The sequence below is a fragment of the Pseudomonas sp. McL0111 genome (genome assembly GCF_052567255.1).
Genome location: NZ_CP199585.1, coordinates 4,630,021 through 4,645,389 on the forward strand (window position 1 = coordinate 4,630,021; position 15,369 = coordinate 4,645,389).

Genomic DNA, 15,369 nt, shown 5'->3' on the forward strand with positions numbered 1-15,369 from the left:
GGACTTTAAGGATTCACCATGATTCCCAATGACGACCAACAACAGATCCGCGACATGGCCCGGCAATTCGCCGAGGAACGCCTGAAGCCGTTCGCCGCCGAGTGGGATCGCGAGCACCGTTTCCCCAAGGAAGCCATCGGCGAAATGGCCGAGCTGGGCTTTTTTGGCATGCTGGTGCCAGAGCAATGGGGCGGCTGCGACACCGGTTATCTCGCCTACGCCATGGCGCTGGAAGAGATCGCTGCCGGTGACGGCGCCTGCTCGACGATCATGAGCGTGCACAACTCGGTGGGTTGCGTGCCGATCCTCAAGTTCGGCAACGACGATCAGCGTGAACGCTTCCTCAAACCCTTGGCCAGTGGCGCCATGCTCGGTGCCTTCGCCCTGACCGAACCGCAGGCCGGTTCCGACGCCAGCAGCCTGAAAACCCGGGCGCGGCTGGAAGGCGATCATTACGTGCTGAACGGCTGCAAACAGTTCATCACCTCCGGGCAAAACGCCGGGATCGTGATCGTGTTTGCGGTGACCGACCCGAGTGCTGGCAAGCGCGGAATCACCGCGTTCATCGTGCCGACCGACTCGCCGGGCTACAAAGTCGCGCGCGTCGAAGACAAGCTGGGCCAGCACGCCTCGGACACCTGCCAGATCCTCTTTGAGGACGTGAAAGTGCCGGTGGCCAACCGTTTGGGCGAGGAGGGCGAAGGCTACAAAATCGCCCTGGCCAACCTTGAAGGCGGGCGTGTCGGTATCGCGTCGCAATCGGTGGGCATGGCCCGTGCCGCGTTCGAGGCCGCCCGGGATTACGCCCGCGAGCGTGACACCTTCGGCAAGCCGATCATCGAACACCAGGCAGTGGCGTTCCGTCTGGCTGACATGGCGACCCAAATCGCCGTCGCCCGGCAGATGGTGCATTACGCAGCAGCGTTGCGTGACAGTGGTCAACCAGCGCTGGTCGAAGCGTCGATGGCCAAGCTGTTCGCCTCGGAGATGGCCGAGAAAGTCTGTTCGATGGCGTTGCAAACACTTGGCGGTTACGGTTACCTCAACGATTTTCCGCTGGAGCGCATCTATCGCGACGTGCGCGTTTGCCAGATCTACGAAGGCACCAGCGACATTCAGCGCATGGTCATTTCGCGCAATCTTTAACAAGGAATTCTATCCATGAACTACGAAACGATTCTGCTGGAAATTCAAGGCCGCGTCGGCCTGATCACCCTGAATCGCCCGCAGGCGCTGAACGCCCTGAATGCGCAACTGGTCAGCGAAGTGAATCAGGCGCTGGATGGTCTGGAAGCGGATGCGAACATCGGTTGCATCGTCATCACCGGCTCGAAAAAAGCGTTCGCTGCCGGTGCCGACATCAAGGAAATGGCTGAGCTGACCTATCCGCAGATATACATGGATGACCTGTTCAGCGACAGCGATCGCGTGGCCAATCGGCGCAAACCGATCATCGCGGCGGTCAACGGATTTGCCCTCGGTGGCGGCTGTGAACTGGCATTGATGTGCGACTTCATTCTGGCCGGTGACAATGCGAAATTCGGTCAGCCGGAAATCAACCTCGGCGTACTGCCGGGCATGGGCGGCACCCAGCGTCTGACTCGCGCCGTGGGCAAGGCCAAAGCCATGGAGATGTGCTTGAGCGGGCGCCTGATCGATGCAGTGGAAGCCGAACGTTGCGGCATTGCCGCGCGGATCGTGCCGAGTGATGAGCTGCTCGACGAAGCGCTGAAAGTTGCAGCGGTGATTGCCAGCAAGTCGCTGCCGATTGCGATGATGGTCAAGGAAAGCGTCAACCGTGCCTTTGAGGTGAATCTGGCTGAAGGCGTGCGTTTTGAACGTCGGGTGTTCCATGCGGCGTTTGCCACGCAGGATCAGAAGGAAGGGATGGCAGCGTTTGTGGCCAAGCGGCCGCCGGAGTTTCTGGGTAAATAATCGGCGTTTTCACTGACGCTATCGCCAGCAGGCTGGCTCCCACAGGGAGTTTGTGAACACCACGGTTCCCCTGTGGGAGCCAGCCTGCTGGCGATGCTTGTTCTTTTAGAGCTGGTAGTTTTTCAGTTCTCGGGCAATCACCATTCGCTGAATCTCGCTCGACCCTTCATAAATCTGGGTAATCCGCGCATCGCGGTAGTACTTCTCGACCGGATAATCCTCCAGATACCCATACCCGCCATGAATCTGAATCGCCGATGAGCAAACCTTCTCGGCCATCTCCGAAGCAAACAGCTTGGCCTGCGAGGCCTCAGACAGGCACGGTTTGCCCGCCGTACGCAGACGCGCTGCGTGCAAAATCATCAAGCGCGCAGCGTTCAGTTGCATGTGCATGTCGGCGAGCAGATTAGCGATGCTCTGGTGTTCGTTGATTGGCTTGCCGAACTGTATGCGATCACGCGAATAGGCCAGCGCCGCTTCAAACGCTGCACGGGCGATGCCCAGTGCCTGAGCGGCAATGCCGATGCGTCCGCCTTCAAGGTTCGACAGGGCAATGGCCAGGCCTTTGCCGCGCTCACCGAGCAGATTGGCCTCGGGGATGCTGCAATTGCTCAAAGTCACCGCGCAGGTGTCGGAGGCGCGGATGCCCATCTTGTGTTCGGTGCGGTCGACGATAAAGCCCGGGGTGTCGGTAGGCACCAGAAACGCCGAGATACCTTTCTTGCCAAGATCCGGATCGGTCACCGCGAACACGATGGCCAGCTTCGCCCGTTTGCCGTTACTGACAAATTGCTTGGCGCCGTTGATCACCCATTGGCCGTCGCGCAGTTCGGCGCGGGTGCGCAGGTTGTGCGCTTCGGAACCGGCCTGTGGCTCGGTCAGGCAGAAGCAACCGATCACCTGACCGCTGGCCAGATCCGCCAGCCAGGTCTGTTTCTGTTGTTCGCTGCCGTAGTTGAGCACCGGGCCGCAACCGACCGAGTTATGAATGCTCATGAACGCGCCGGTCGCGCCGTCACCGGCGGAAATCTCTTCCACGGCCAAGGCATAGGCGACGTAATCGACGTAGGTGCCACCCCATTCTTCGGGGACGACCATGCCCAGCAGACCCAGCTCGCCCATTTTTGCCACCAGACCATCATCGATCCAGCCAGCCTTTTCCCAAGCTTGCGCGTGAGGCGCGATTTCGCCACGGGCAAAGTCCCGGGCCATGTCGCGAATCATGATTTGTTCTTCAGTCAATTCGAGATCGTGCATGGCTCAGCTCCCGCTCTCATCGATACCGGCAAAGAAACTCGCTACGTGCGCCGCGTCCAGCGCAGCGAGGGTCGGCGGGTTCCAGCGTGGCGTCTTGTCTTTGTCGATCAGCAAGGCTCGCACGCCTTCGATCAGGTCGCCGCGCTCGAAACACTGGCGATCCAGATGCAGTTCGAGGGCGAAACATTGTTCGAGGCTCAGGTGCCGGCCGCGACGCAGCATCTCCAGAGTCACCGCTATCGCCAGTGGCGAACGGCTCTCCAGCAGATCAGCGGTGGTGGTTGCCCACTCGTGTGTATCGGCGACGGTCACTGCGCGCAGTTGCTCGACGATACTCGGTACATCCGGCAGGGCGAAGAAGTGGTCGATGGCCGGACGCAAGGTTTCCAACGGCGCGTCAGGCAGGGTTTGCACCGCGTGTCTGGCCAGCAGGTTTTGCAAGTCCTTGAGCGGCATGTCGTGCCACTCCAGGTGATCGAGTTGTTGATCGAGGCTGGCCAGTTTGCTGCTGTCCAGATACCAGTCGGCGAGGCCGCAATACAGCGCATCGGCGGCACGGATCTGCACACCGCTGACGCCCAGATAAATTCCCAGTTCGCCGGGAATACGTGGCAGGAAGTAGCTGCCGCCGACATCCGGGAAATACCCGATCGCCACTTCCGGCATCGCCAGACGGCTCTTCTCGGTGACCACGCGCAGATCGGCGCCTTGCACCAGACCCATGCCGCCGCCGAGGACAAAACCGTCCATCAAGGCCAGCACCGGTTTGCGGTAATGGTGGATCGTCAGGTCGAGGGCGTATTCCTCGACAAAGAAATCTTCGTGCAGCGTGTCGCCGCTTTTGAAGCTGTCGTACAGCGAACGAATATCGCCGCCGGCGCAGAAGGCTTTTTCACCGGCACCGCGCAGGACAATTGCACGCACGTTGCTGTCACTGGCCCAGGCATCGAGCTGCTGCTGCAACTGGCGAACCATGTCGAGGGTGATGGCGTTGAGGCCGGCGGGGCGGTTGAGGGTCAGGTGACCGATGTGATTGCGAACCTCGGCCAGCACTTCGTTTTGCATGGCATCCATGGACGGCGTCCGCGGGGATGAAACCTGAGCAGTCATCACTAACTCCCTGCTTTTATTGTCTTTATTCGAGAAGCTCGCGCGCGAGCGTTACCGGATCGTAACAGTGCAAATTTGCCGTGTACAACCGGGATATCTGCAGGTGCTGTCTGCGTTTTTACCTTAGCTAAAAATCAAAAGATCGCAGCGTGCCGCAGCTCCAACAGGAACACCGTGTTCATGTAGGAGCTGCGGCACGCTGCGATCTTTTGATCTTCCAGGCTTAGCGGGAAAACACTTCGCCAATGCTGCGCCGCTTGGCGTGCAGTTCGCTGGCGTGGATCAACTGTTCAAGGTCTTCCGGGGTGACGTCGATGAACGCTTCCATGTCGGCCAGCGCCAGTTTCAAATCCTCGGCGGTGATTGCCTGGCTGTCGACGATAGCGCTCACGGGTGCAGGCTCAGCCGGGCGTTTCGGGTAGCGAATGCGTGTCAGGTTGTTGTAGGCGAGGGCGCTTATCAGCATGCACGCGGCGGCGAGCATTATCGGTTCGAGGGCTTTCCAGCCCATTGCGACGGTCGCCGGATCCGCCAGTACCAGCGTCAGCGCCAAGGCTCCGGCCGGCGGATGCAGGCAACGCAGCCAGCACATCAGAATCAACGCCATGCCCGCCGCGAGACAGGCGCTACCCAAGGTTCGGCCGAGTACGTGAGCTACCAGCAGCGAGACGATGCCGGCAGTCAGATACCCGCCGATGATCGACCATGGCTGGGCGAGCGCACCAGAGGAAACGGCGAATAGCAGCACCGCCGAGGCACCCAACGGGCCGATCAAGTGATAGGCGACTTCCACCCCGAACACCTGACTGCAGACCCAGACGCTGAACAGTGTCCCCAGCGCCATGCCAATAGCCGCGCGGCTCCATTCCGAGGGACGAGTATTGATAGCGGCAGGCAACCAGCGAGCGAGCATGTGAATCTGAACCTCACGACAAAATCCGGGCAAAAAAAAGGACTTGTCCGTTTCGGAAAGCCCTCGAAGTGTTCCAACTATTGGGGGAGGAACGTGCGCAGTGTGCCGTTCAAACTCGATGCTGACAAATTCATATTAATGCAGGTTGAGTGCAATATTTTTGAGGTTAAAGGTTTTTCTGCATTGCCACGCGCCGACCGCTCATGAAACACAGGAATCCACCCATCGCGGTCAACGCGCTCAAGGCATAAAACATGGTGGGTGCCGGGGTGTGCATCAACAGGAATCCGCAAATCACCGGGCTCAATGCGCCGCCCAGCGCCGCCAGGTTCTGAGCGCCGTAGTAGCTGCCGCGCAGTTCTTCCGGGGCCAGGGTGTCGACGAAGAGAAATTCTGATGGATAGATGATCATCTCGCCCAAAGTGAAGATGAACATCGCCACGCACCAACTGAGCAGACTGTCGGCAATGCTGAAACCGATCAGGCCGAGGATGAACAAACTCGTGCCCCCGGCGATCCAGAAACGCAACTTCTCACGGTTGAGAAAACGCCCGATCTGGTATTGCAGGAGGATCACGCTGATCGCATTGCAGGCGAGCAGGGCGGCCATGGTTTGCAGCGCTCGTTTCGAGTCTTCGACCACCAGCAGGTATTGCGACAGATACAACGTGAAGCGCCCGTGCACCACGGTGCTGAGCAGGCAGCCGCCGGTGAACATGATCAGCGTGCGGTCGTTTTTCAGGGTGATCAGGGTTTTCAGGAAACTCTGCGGCTGGCCAATGGCGGCGACCGGGCCATCTTTCGGGATGCCGATCATCAGGAAAATGCTGCCGGCGGCGATGGCCGCCGCGATCAGGAACGGTGCAATCGGATAGACCCCGGCAATCACCACGCCGAGCATCGGGCCGGTGGCGTAACCGATATTGGTCAGGGTGTAGCGCAGGGAAAAGGCCTTGGCCCGCTGGCTGATTGGCAGGTTCTCGCTGAGGATCGCCTTGGAGCCGATCAGGAACAGCGCTGAAGCGGTTTCGGTGATCACCAGTGTTGCGGTGGTCAGGTACAGATTTTGGGCGAATGTGAGCAACACAAAGCCGATGGCGCTGGAAAGCATGGCGAGGATCAGCAGCCGGCGCTTTTCCAGACGATCGATGATGTAACCGCCGTACAGCGCGAGCAGGGTGGCGATGAACACCGCAATGCCCAGCAGCAGGCCGACGTCCTGTTGATTGAGCCCCAGTTTCTGGCTGAGGAACAAAGTCAGCAGCGGGCTGGTGATGGCGCGGCTGACGACGATGGTCAGCGAGACGATCATCAGGCGGCGGATAACGAGCGAGTAAGTGGCCACGGTGGTGCGAATGTCCTTATTTCAGTTGTTCTTGTGTTCGGCTATAGATTGCGCCGCCTTCATCGCTGGCAGGCCAGCTCCCACAGGGGTCGTCGGTACGACCGAAAAACCTGTGGGAGCTGGCCTGCCAGCGATGAAGGCCCGCACCAGCAACATATTCATCAAGTCAGACACCGATCCAGATCACCCACCGAATCCAGAGTCTCCAGCCGCCACAAATGCTCCAGCAGCGCCTCAGCCTTTTCCCGCGACAACACCCGCAACGCCAGGCTGAAAAACTTCGTCTCCAGCGCTACATCACTCAGCGGATTCCCCGGTGCGCCCAAGGGCACCTCGACGCACATACTCGCCTTGCGCCCATCCACCGTGCGCAGATGCACCCACGGCTCGCCATCCTCGGACAGTTGCGGGTCGACTTCAAGGCGAATGCGCGTCAGCCATTGGCCGATACGTGGATCAAGCCGTGCCGCTTCATCGTAGGCCTCAAGCCCGCAATGCCCATGCACCAATCTTGCGGCAAGTGCGTAGGGCAAGCTCATTTGCGCAGCCGCCAGACTGTCGATATCGCGACCGCCACACATGTCTTGCAGGAATCCGCACAAGCTCACTGCAACGTCCTCGACTTGCCCGGCATCCACCTGCAATTGCTGCAGCAACAGCCCCAACGCATCAATCGCCGAATGCGTCCCTCGGCAAGCCGCGTAAGGCTTGATCGAGCAGCGTGCGAGTTTCCACACCACGCCCAGATCAGCATCCAATGCTTGCGGCCGTGCTGTGGCCGACGCGAGGGTCTTGAGAAAACCGCCCCACACGTCATCAAACAGTTTCGCTGGCCCGCTGATACCTTCCCGGGCAAACCGCGCCGCGAGCAATCCACCCTCGGCGGCCCGGCCGCTGTGCAGTTTTTTACTTTGCGAACCGTCATGAATGAACGCCCACAGGCCACCGCTGAAACTGCCGGCGATGCCCAGTGCCGATACGGTTTGCGGTGCATCCAGACCGAAGATCCGCGCACAGGCTGCCGCTGCGCCAAACACGCCGCAAGTGGCGGTCGAGTGCCAGCCCGCGCCGTTATGCGCCGAGTAGCCGCCGCATGCCTCCAGCACTCGACGGCCGACTTCGTAGCCGATCACCAGGGCAGTTAGCAGTTCACGACCGCTGACCGGTTTGTCGACCATCGCGACCGCCGCCATCAGCGCCGGCAACACCACTGCGCCGGAGTGATCGCAACCGCCGGTATCGTCCAGCTCCAGCGCATGGGCCGCGATGCCATTGAGCAAAGCCGCCTGCCCGGCGCCGACGCGATTTGAAGTGCCCCAGACCAGCGCGGTGCCCGGTTCGCCCACCAAAACACGCCGCGCCTGAATGGCCACCGCGCTATCAGCACCGGCCAATGCCGCGCCGAAGGTATCGAGAATGTGCCGTTTGGCCTGTTCAACCAACGCTGGCGGCAATTGTTCGAACCGCGTCTCGACGCAGAACCCGGCCAGACGCTGCATCCGCCCCTGATCGGTCATACCGGATAATCCCGATAATGCCGCTCGTACACCGATGCCGGATGATCCGTGCCAACCTGTTTCCCCGATTGCGCCCACCACTGCGCCACTTCGGCACCCGTGGCGATCCAGACGTCGTCATGCTGTTGAATGCCTTGCAGCAATTCACGCAAAACACCGATTCGCCCCGGTGTGGCGATGACTTCCGGGTGCAGGCGCAGCACGTAGCACAAGCCGAAACGATGGAACCCGGCGAAGTCCATTTGCAGATTGCCCAGGGTGTGGCTGTATGAGGCGATTCGCGATTGTGCGGGCGGTACGGCAGGGCTGAGGTTGAAGGCGAAGTACGGCTCGTCCTCCAGTTCATAGTGCAGCGGCAGTTCGATTACCTCAGGCGCGGTCGGATGGGCGAACGGCAAGTCATCGCCGCGCCATGACGATGACCATTGCAGGCCTTGATCGCGCAGTGCCTCGATAAACCCCGGCGCGCCATTGCCGGCAGGAATGCGAAAACCGCTCGGGCGCTGACCGGTCAATGCGTGCAGCGCTGCGCAACCTTTGCCGATGTCGGCGCTTTGCGCGGCCAGATCCAGTTGGTCGTAATCCTGATGACGATATCCGGCGCAGGCAATTTCATGCCCGCCAGCCTGAATCGCGGCGATGTGCTGCGGGTTTTCCTCGGCAACGATACCGGGGACGAACCAACTGCTGCGCACGCCGAGTTCTGCGAACAAACCGAGCAGCCGCTCGACGCCGCGTTGCGTGCCATAGCGCCACACCGACAAGGATTTATCGCGCCCGGCAACTTCCGGAGCCTGAGTGAGAATGCCGTGGACGTCGTTGTAATCGACCGTCAGCACCACCGCGCAGCGCTTGCCGCTGGGCCAGAGAGAGGAATCAGCCATGGTGATGCTCCTTCAGCCACCAGTGGGCGACATCGCGGCAGGTGGCAAACCACACGTCATCGCGCTGACGCATGTGTTCGAACAGTTGCTCCAGCAACAGGATGCGCCCCGGTTTTCCGGTGATTTTCGGGTGGAACAGAGTAGTCAGGCACAGGCCTTCGTCCATCGCGCCGTCGTATTCGCGTTTCCAGTTATCGAGGGTCAAGTCGTAGCTGGCAGTGCGGTCGAGGCCGGACGGGAAATTCGGTGCGCGGGTATAGGCGAGGGAGGCGTAATCGTCCATTTCCCAACGACCGGGAATCTCCACCAGCGGTGTGCTGTGGCCGGGAACACTGACCAGATACGGACGATCATCGCCGCGCATGCTGCTGGAATAAATGACGCCGTTGTCGGCAAGCATCGCCGGAGTCTCCGCGCGCCAATCACCGGACGGGGTGCGAAAACCTTCAGCGCGGATGTGCAGGTGTTGCCAGAAAATCGCTTTGGATTTCTCCATCACGGCTTGCTGCTGTTCCAGGGTCAGGGCGTAGAAAGATTCGTGCTTGTAACCGTGATAGGCCACTTCATGGCCACGCTCGACGATTGCCTGGCACTGCTTCGGCCAGTTTTCCACGACCCACGCCGGGACGAAGAAAGTGGTGGGGATGTTGAATGCATCTAGCAGGTCGAGGATTCGCGGCAAGGCACGGTATGGACCGTAACCGCCGAAACCGAAGTATTCGGGCTTGTGCCAGATCGAGCCGTTGAGCATCGCATCGCCGGTCGGGCCGTCGAGGTCGAAGGCCAGGGCGAGGCAGGCTTTGTGCTGGTCGGGCCAGACAGGCTTGGTGGAGTCGAGCATCAGTTGCTCCATTCATTCGAATGCGGTTCCTGTGGGAGCGTGGCTTGCCCGCGATGAGGCCGGCACGTCCAGCATTGATATCGCCTGACACGCCGCCATCGCGGGCAAGCCACGCTCCCACAGGTTTCAAGTGTTCAGCTCTTGCGTTACTTGCCGGCGTTGATCGTCACTTCCTTGATCGCGCCCAACTCCAGATCCCATTTCTTCAGAATCGCGCCATAGCTGCCGTCATCAACCATGCTTTGCAGCGCAACCTTCACCGCTTCGCTCAGCTCAGGCTTTTTCTTGCTGACGCCGAGACCGCTGAACTGCACCGAGATCGGCTGGCCGACAGTCTTGTACATGTCCTTTTCCTGGGTCTTCAGATACGACAGGGTTTCGCTGCCCTGCATCGCCGCATCGATACGGCTCTGACGCAGTTGCGCACGGGCGTCTGCCGAGCCTTCGGTGCCGATCACGTTGATCGCAGGCTTGCCCGCCGCTTCACAATTGGCTTTGCTCCACGCCGCAATTTCGGTCGGGAACGTGGTGCGGCGGCTGGTGCCGACTTTCTTGCCGCACAGATCGATGATCTCGTTGGTCGTGGCATTTTTCTGCAAGGTGTAGAACTGTGGGCCACTGGTGAAGTAGTCAACGAAGGTCACGCTGGCCTGACGCTCGGCGGTGTCGGTCATGCCCGACAGCACCAGATCCACGCGGTCGGTGGTCAGGGCGTTGATCATTTGCTCGAAGCCGGTTTCCTGCCATTTGATCTTCACGCCCAGACGTTCGGCGAGGGCGTTGCCGAGGTCGTAATCCAGACCGGTCAGGGTGTTGGTGGCCGGGTCCTTGAAATCCATCGGCGGATAATTCGGCATGATCGCGACGACGATTTCACCTTTGGCCTTGATGCTGGCCGGCAATTCGGCGGCGAAGCTCACGCTGGAAGCCATCAGGCCTGCAAGTACTGCTGGAATTACGAAGTTCTTCATGGTCGTTCTCTTATGAGTGTTTTGGCGTCAACCGACGCTTAGGTTCGAACGGCAGAAATGAAGCTTTGGGTGCGCGGGTTTTGTGGACTTATTAGAATTTCTTCGGGGCTTCCAGCCTCCACGATCTGGCCGCCGTCCATGAACACCATGCGGTTGGAAACCTCACGGGCGAAGCCCAGTTCATGGGTGACAACGATCATGGTCATGCCGGTCTGCGCCAGATCGCGCATCACCGACAGCACCTCACCGACCAGTTCCGGGTCGAGTGCCGAAGTGGGTTCATCGAACAGCATCAGCTTGGGTCGCATCGCCAGGGCGCGGGCGATAGCCACCCGTTGCTGCTGCCCGCCGGACAGTTCAATCGGATAGCTGTTGCACTTGTCGGCGAGGCCGACGCGGGCGAGTAATTCCAGCGCTTCTTCGTGCGCCTCTTTGGGCGAACGCTTGAGTACCTGGCACGGGCCTTCGATGATGTTTTGCAGCACGGTCATGTGCGGGAACAGATTGAAACGCTGGAACACCATGCCGGTGGCCAGACGCTGACGAGCGATCTGCGCTTCGTTGAGTTCGTGCAGCTTGTGCCCGACGATGCGATAGCCGACCAGTTCGCCGTCGACCCAGAGGCCGCCCTTGTCGATCTTTTCCAACTGATTGACGCAACGCAGCAGGGTACTTTTACCCGAGCCGGACGGACCGATGATGCACAGCACTTCGCCTTGTTCGACCTCGATATTGATGTCCTTGAGGGCGTGGTACTGGTCGTAGTATTTGTTCAGGGCGACAGCCTTGACGATGTTTCTCATGTTCGATTCTCCTGCGCGGCTTACGAGCGCTTGCCGGCGCCGCGAGCGAAACGACGCTCCAGACGGCTTTGACCAAAGGACAGGACAGTGACGGTGGCCAGGTACCAGATACCGGCGACGATCAGCAGCTCCATGACTCGGGCGTTGGCGTAATAAATGTTCTGGGCGTTGTAGAGCAGTTCCGAGTACTGGATCACGCTCGCCAGCGAGGTCATTTTGACCATGCCGATGAATTCGTTGCCGACCGGCGGAATGATGATGCGCATGGCCTGCGGCAGGATGATCCGGCGCAGCGCTTGCAGGCGCGGCATGCCAATCGACTTGGCCGCTTCGTACTGGCCGGTGTCCACCGACAACAGGCCGGCGCGCACCACTTCGGCGGTGTACGCACCCTGATTGATGCTCAGGCCGAGCAGGGCAGCGACGAACGGGGTCATCAGGCTCACGGTGTCTAGTTCAAACACCCCGGGAATGCCGATGGTGGGAAAAATCAGCGCCAGGTTGAACCACAACAGCAGTTGCAGAATCAGTGGCGTGCCGCGAAACAGCCAGGTGTAGGTCAGTGCGACGTAGCGCAGGATCGGGTTGGCCGACATGCGCATGATCGCCGTGATCACTCCGAACACCACCCCGAGCGCCATCGCCAGCACCGCCATGATGATGGTGTTGAACAGGCCCCACATGATTGCCTGAGAGGTGAGGAACTGGCCGATGTACGACCATTCGATCTTGCCTTCGGCAAAGGCCCGCACCAGACCGAAAATGGCGATCACGATGATTGTGGCGAAGAAAATCCGCCCGTAATAACGCCGGGGAACGTGTTGGTACTGGGTGATATCGAACTGGTTTTCCGCCAGTTTACGCTCCGCCTGGAGTCGTTCTGCCTGGGTCTGGCTCATGGTGTTTCTCCGTACGCTGTTCTTGCAAATCCAACTAGACCTGTCTATAGGAAAGAGCCTGCTCGCGATTGCGGTCGCCATTCAGACATCAACGTTGGCTGACCTGGCGCTATCGCGAGCAGGCTCACTCCTACAAAGGAAACCTCAGAGGCGGAAGCCTTGATAGTTTTCGGTCCACTGTTGCTGGGCGGCGAGGGCGGTTTTCAGCCGGCCGATCTGCTCACGCACTTGTTGTGGCGCGGTGCCGCCCCAGCCGCTACGGGCAGCGATGGCGGCTTCGAGGGTCAGGCTGTCACGCACATCGGCGGTCAGGCGCGGGTCGATCTCGGCCAGCAGCGCCGGCGAGGCATCCCATAATTCGATGCCGTGTTTCTCGCAGGCCTGCACCAGTGCGCCGGTGATTTCGTGGGCTTCCTTGAACGGTACGCCGCGCATCGCCAGCCAGTCGGCAACCTCGGTGGCGAGGGTGAAGCCCAACGGTGCCTGGCGCCGCAGTTCTTCAACGTTGACGGTCATGGTTGCAACCATTCCGGCCATGGCCGGCAGGACCAACAGCAAGGTGTCGACGCTGTCGAGCACGCCGTGCTTGTCTTCGCTCAAGTCGCGGTTGTACGACAGCGGCAGTGATTTGAGCGTCGACAGCAGGCCGGTCAGGTTGCCGATCAGACGGCCAGCCTTGCCACGGGCGAGTTCGGCGATGTCGGGGTTTTTCTTCTGCGGCATGATCGAGCTGCCAGTGGCGTAGGCGTCATCCAGATCGACCCAGCGGAACTGACGTGACGACCACAGGCAAAACTCTTCGGCCAGACGCGAGATGTTGATCCCGAGCATGCTGGCGATAAACAGGAATTCGGCAACGTGGTCGCGGCTCGCCACGGCGTCGATGGAGTTCTCGCAAACCCCGACGTAACCCATTTCCTTGGCCGATTGCTGCGGTTGGCGAGCAATCGCAGAACCAGCCATGGCCGCTGCGCCCAGCGGTGAAAGCGAAGTGCGCGCGTCCCAATCCACTAGCCGTTGCACGTCACGCAGCATCGATTGCGCGTGGGCCAGCAAATGGTGGGCGAAGACGATCGGCTGCGCCTGCTGCAAGTGGGTGAAACCCGGGCAGATGCTTTGCACATGCTGCTCGGCCTGTTCCACCAGCGCCTGTTGCAGGGCCAGGACTTGCACCGCGAGGGTACGCACATGATCACGCAGAAACAGGCGCAGGTCGTTGGCGGTCTGATCATTGCGCGAACGGCCAGCGCGCAGCTTGCCGCCCAAGGCGCCGAGACGCTCGGTCAGCAGGCGCTCGATGAAGGTGTGAACGTCTTCGTCATCGAGCGTCGGGGCAATGCGCCCGGCGCTGAAATCGGCACCGATGGTGTCCAGCGCTTCGAGCATGGTGCGGGTTTCCTGCGCATCCAGCAGGCCGGCACGTTGCAGTTCTCCTGCGTGAGCCTTGGAGCCGGCGAGGTCGTACGGGGTCAGGCGGAAATAGCGCTCGGGGCAACGGGACAGAGCCGCCAGGGCTACGGAAGGGCCGCTCTTGAAACGGGCGCCCCAGAGACGGTCGGTGGTTTGCGACATTTGTTGTTTTCCTCGTCGGTAACGCGAACTGAAATCGATGTGCATGGCCCTGGAAACCGGCTGAACAATCAGCGGACGGATTCAAGCCAAAGCAGTTTTCAAAAGGGCAGTTGCAAAAGGGCGAGAGCTGATCGAAGTGTCAGCTTTTAATGTTTCGAGATCAGCGAGTTGGCACTGATGTTCGGGATATTTTGGCGGTTGCCAAGCCTGGTTTTCTGTGGTCATTATTATTAGCCGGCGATGTTTTTGTTGTTGGATACAGATTGTTGAACAGTGCGCCAGAGGTAAATAAGCATTATGGAAACCCCACTTTCCAATTCCGGAAACCCGCCACCGAAAACGGCTCACCGAGCACCGCTGACCTTGAGCGGACTGGACTTCAAACTGCTCAAGGTGTTCAAGGCTGTGGTTGAGGCGGGCGGCTTCAGTGCTGCGCAGAATGAGCTGAACGTGGGACTGGCAGCCATCAGCAAACAGATTTCCGACCTGGAAATCCGCATCGGCATGCGCTTGTGTACCCGGGGGCGGGAAGGGTTCCATCTGACCGAAGAGGGGCGTCTGGTGTATCAGGCGTCGATCGACTTATTTACCTCGGTCGATAACTTTCGTGATCGGCTTAGTTCTGCGCAGAACGAACTTGTCGGTGACCTTGGAGTGGGCGTGATCGATAACACGATCAGCGATCCTAATTCACCGTTAGTTGCAGCGCTTAAACGCTTGAATGAACAGTCACCGAAGGTACGATTTCAACTTCAGGCGGCGCAACTGGATGAAGTTGAGCGAGGCGTGGTGGAGGGGCGGTTAGTTGCCGGGATTGTTCCGGTTTATCAGCGTCGTGAAGAGTTTGATTATTACCCGTTGTATGAGGAACGCTCGCAGGTTTACTGCGCGGTCGGTCATCCGCTGTTCGACATGCCCGAGGCGCAAATGAGCGGCGATGTGTTGCAGGATTACGAGTGCATCAACCACCGCTATGCGATCCATCGGGACAAGCTGAATTACGCTCGCTACGACAGCTTTTCAGCTTCCGCAACGCAAGTCGAGGCTGTGGCTTTGTTGATCAGGACCGGGCGTTTCGTGGGTTTTCTGCCTGAGCATTATGCTGCCGCAATGGTGGCAGCGGGGAAGTTGCGGGCGGTGTTGCCGGAGCGAATCAACATCGTCACGCCGTTCAATCTGATCCTGCGCCACAACACCGTGCGCAGCCCGCTGGTCAAGGCATTCGCCCAGGCGTTGGGTGTGGATTTGAAGGCATTGGCCTGAGTCCATCAACGATGGGGCTGAGCACACGCTGCGATCTTTTGACTCTAAAAGAGCAGATC

General features: G+C 59.8%; 14 protein-coding genes. 3 read left to right on the top strand and 11 right to left on the bottom strand.

Annotated elements, in window-relative coordinates:
* Positions 1-18: 18 nt before the first annotated feature.
* Positions 19-1,146, top strand: coding sequence for an acyl-CoA dehydrogenase (locus ACTWLJ_RS21135; protein WP_401207945.1), 1,128 nt, complete (start codon positions 19-21; stop codon positions 1,144-1,146).
* Between the two features lie 15 nt (positions 1,147-1,161).
* A complete protein-coding gene (locus ACTWLJ_RS21140) occupies positions 1,162-1,935 on the top strand; it encodes an enoyl-CoA hydratase (protein WP_445178299.1) in 774 nt (257 codons plus the stop codon).
* A 105-nt stretch (positions 1,936-2,040) separates the two neighbouring features.
* Here the strand turns inward: ACTWLJ_RS21140 and ACTWLJ_RS21145 are convergent, their stop codons facing one another.
* The 11 genes from ACTWLJ_RS21145 to argH form a co-directional block, all read right to left on the bottom strand.
* On the bottom strand, positions 2,041-3,192 hold the full coding sequence (locus ACTWLJ_RS21145) for an acyl-CoA dehydrogenase family protein (RefSeq protein ID WP_401207951.1): 1,152 nt from the start codon (positions 3,190-3,192) through the stop codon (positions 2,041-2,043).
* Between the two features lie 3 nt (positions 3,193-3,195).
* The gene (locus ACTWLJ_RS21150) at positions 3,196-4,302 is read right to left on the bottom strand and encodes an enoyl-CoA hydratase/isomerase family protein (protein ID WP_445178300.1); all 1,107 of its coding nucleotides are present in this window, start codon (positions 4,300-4,302) and stop codon (positions 3,196-3,198) included.
* A 223-nt stretch (positions 4,303-4,525) separates the two neighbouring features.
* Positions 4,526-5,215, bottom strand: a complete 690-nt coding sequence (locus ACTWLJ_RS21155) for an HPP family protein (protein WP_445178301.1) — start codon at positions 5,213-5,215, stop codon at positions 4,526-4,528.
* Between the two features lie 166 nt (positions 5,216-5,381).
* Positions 5,382-6,560, bottom strand: a complete 1,179-nt coding sequence (locus ACTWLJ_RS21160) for an MFS transporter (RefSeq protein ID WP_445178302.1) — start codon at positions 6,558-6,560, stop codon at positions 5,382-5,384.
* Between the two features lie 161 nt (positions 6,561-6,721).
* Positions 6,722-8,077 (bottom strand): MmgE/PrpD family protein, encoded by a 1,356-nt coding sequence (locus tag ACTWLJ_RS21165; RefSeq protein ID WP_445178303.1) that lies wholly within the window; start codon positions 8,075-8,077, stop codon positions 6,722-6,724.
* The gene (locus ACTWLJ_RS21170; protein WP_445178304.1) at positions 8,074-8,961 is read right to left on the bottom strand and encodes a polysaccharide deacetylase family protein; all 888 of its coding nucleotides are present in this window, start codon (positions 8,959-8,961) and stop codon (positions 8,074-8,076) included. The genes ACTWLJ_RS21165 and ACTWLJ_RS21170 overlap by 4 nt, the downstream gene beginning before the upstream one ends.
* The gene (locus tag ACTWLJ_RS21175; RefSeq protein ID WP_445178305.1) at positions 8,954-9,802 is read right to left on the bottom strand and encodes a polysaccharide deacetylase family protein; all 849 of its coding nucleotides are present in this window, start codon (positions 9,800-9,802) and stop codon (positions 8,954-8,956) included. Before ACTWLJ_RS21175 ends, ACTWLJ_RS21170 begins: the two co-directional genes overlap by 8 nt.
* A gap of 146 nt (positions 9,803-9,948) precedes the next feature.
* Positions 9,949-10,773, bottom strand: a complete 825-nt coding sequence (locus ACTWLJ_RS21180; RefSeq protein WP_445178306.1) for an ABC transporter substrate-binding protein — start codon at positions 10,771-10,773, stop codon at positions 9,949-9,951.
* A 38-nt stretch (positions 10,774-10,811) separates the two neighbouring features.
* Entirely contained in the window at positions 10,812-11,576 is a 765-nt protein-coding gene (locus tag ACTWLJ_RS21185; RefSeq protein WP_401207974.1) for an amino acid ABC transporter ATP-binding protein, read from the bottom strand.
* A 20-nt stretch (positions 11,577-11,596) separates the two neighbouring features.
* Positions 11,597-12,475: an amino acid ABC transporter permease gene (locus ACTWLJ_RS21190; RefSeq protein ID WP_401207977.1), complete on the bottom strand. Its 879-nt coding sequence runs from the start codon at positions 12,473-12,475 to the stop codon at positions 11,597-11,599.
* A gap of 144 nt (positions 12,476-12,619) precedes the next feature.
* Positions 12,620-14,047: an argininosuccinate lyase gene (argH, locus tag ACTWLJ_RS21195; protein ID WP_445178307.1), complete on the bottom strand. Its 1,428-nt coding sequence runs from the start codon at positions 14,045-14,047 to the stop codon at positions 12,620-12,622.
* 297 nt (positions 14,048-14,344) lie between these two features.
* On the opposite strand from argH, the gene ACTWLJ_RS21200 reads away from it, so the two are divergent.
* Positions 14,345-15,310, top strand: a complete 966-nt coding sequence (locus tag ACTWLJ_RS21200; protein WP_445178308.1) for a LysR family transcriptional regulator — start codon at positions 14,345-14,347, stop codon at positions 15,308-15,310.
* Positions 15,311-15,369 lie beyond the last annotated feature (59 nt).